Annotated in this window: 1 protein-coding gene; it reads right to left on the bottom strand. The window is 65.2% G+C overall.

The features are described 5' to 3' along the window. Window positions 1-1,458: amino acid adenylation domain-containing protein (locus BHC62_RS26200; RefSeq protein WP_143007603.1), on the bottom strand; the 1,458-nt coding region annotated here is incomplete at both ends.

Below are 1,458 nucleotides of genomic sequence, written 5' to 3'. Positions count from 1 at the left end.
ACTGGCATCCGGCGCCGGCAACACCTTGCGGTCGAGCTTGCCGTTGGGGGTCAGCGGCAGGCTATCAAGGAACACCCAATGGCTGGGCACCATGTATTCCGGCAGGTCGCCCTTGAGCTGACGCTTGCAGGCGTCACGCAAAGCCTGCTCATCACTCACCGCGTGCATGGCGACCACGTACGCCACCAACTGCGGATGGCCTGCGACGTCCCGCACCACCACGGCCGCTTCGCGCACCTGTGGTTGCTCCAGCAGTCGCGCTTCGATTTCCCCCAGTTCGATCCGCAACCCACGGATCTTCACCTGGTGATCCACCCGACCGATGTACTCGATCACCCCATCCGCGCGGTAGCGCGCCAGGTCGCCGGTGCGATACAGGCGCGCACCGGGAGCGCCGAACGGGTCGGGCAGGAAGCGCTCGGCGGTGAGTGCCGGACGCTGGAAATAACCCCGCGCCAGGCCGTCGCCGCCAATCAACAACTCGCCGGCGACCCCGACTGCTACCGGCGCCAGGTTATCGTCGAGGATAGACAGGCTGGTATTGGCAATCGGCCCGCCGAGCCACGGCTGTGGCTGGGTTGGCGCGAGTGGGTACTGCGCCGACCAGATGGTGGTTTCGGTCGGCCCGTAGAGGTTCCAGACCTGGGGCGATAGCGCCAAAAGGCGGGTCGCCAGTTCCAGGGGCAGCGCTTCGCCGCCGCACAATAGCTTGCAGCCCTTGAGGGCATCCGCCTGGGGGTGATCGAGCAGCATGCGCCATGTGGAAGGCGTGGCTTGCAACACGCTGATGCGCTGCTGTTTGACCAGGGTGAGCAAGGCTTGCGGGTCGAGATTGATGTCCTGCCCGGTCAACACCAGGGTGGCGCCGACCAGCAGCGGCCCGTAGATTTCCAGGCCGAAAATATCGAACGAAAAGGTGGTCAGCGACAGCAACCGATCATGGGCGTCCAGCCCCGGCTGGCGGGCCATGCTGCACACGAAATTGGTCAGGGCGCCATGGCGCACCATCACCCCTTTGGGTTTACCCGTGGAGCCGGAGGTGTAGATCACATAGGCCAAGTGTTCTGCGGTGCTGCGCGGCAGCGGGTTTTCCACGCTGTAGCCATCGAGCCACGCACCCGGCTGGTCCAGGGCCAGCGCAGTGACCCCGGCCGGGATCGGCAAGCGCGCGAGCAACGGTGCCTGGGTCAGCAGCAGGGCCAGGCCGCTGTCTTGCATCATGTAGGCCAGGCGATCTTCGGGGTACGCCGGATCCAGCGGGATATAAGCGCCACCGGCCTTGAGAATCGCCAGCAGCCCGACCACCAGGTCGACACTGCGCTGCACCGCGATGCCCACTAGTACATCCGGGCCCACACCGCTTTCGATCAGGCGATGAGCCAGGCGGTTGGCCTGCTGGTTGAGCTGGGCAAAGGTCAGCGATTGGGTATCAAACACCAATGCCAGCGCATCCGGGGT

Source organism: Pseudomonas sp. 06C 126 (genome assembly GCF_001855215.1).
GTDB classification, from domain to species: domain Bacteria; phylum Pseudomonadota; class Gammaproteobacteria; order Pseudomonadales; family Pseudomonadaceae; genus Aquipseudomonas; species Aquipseudomonas proteolytica.
Note: the sequence above shows the minus strand (reverse complement) of the source record. Positions and strands in the feature narration are given on the sequence as shown.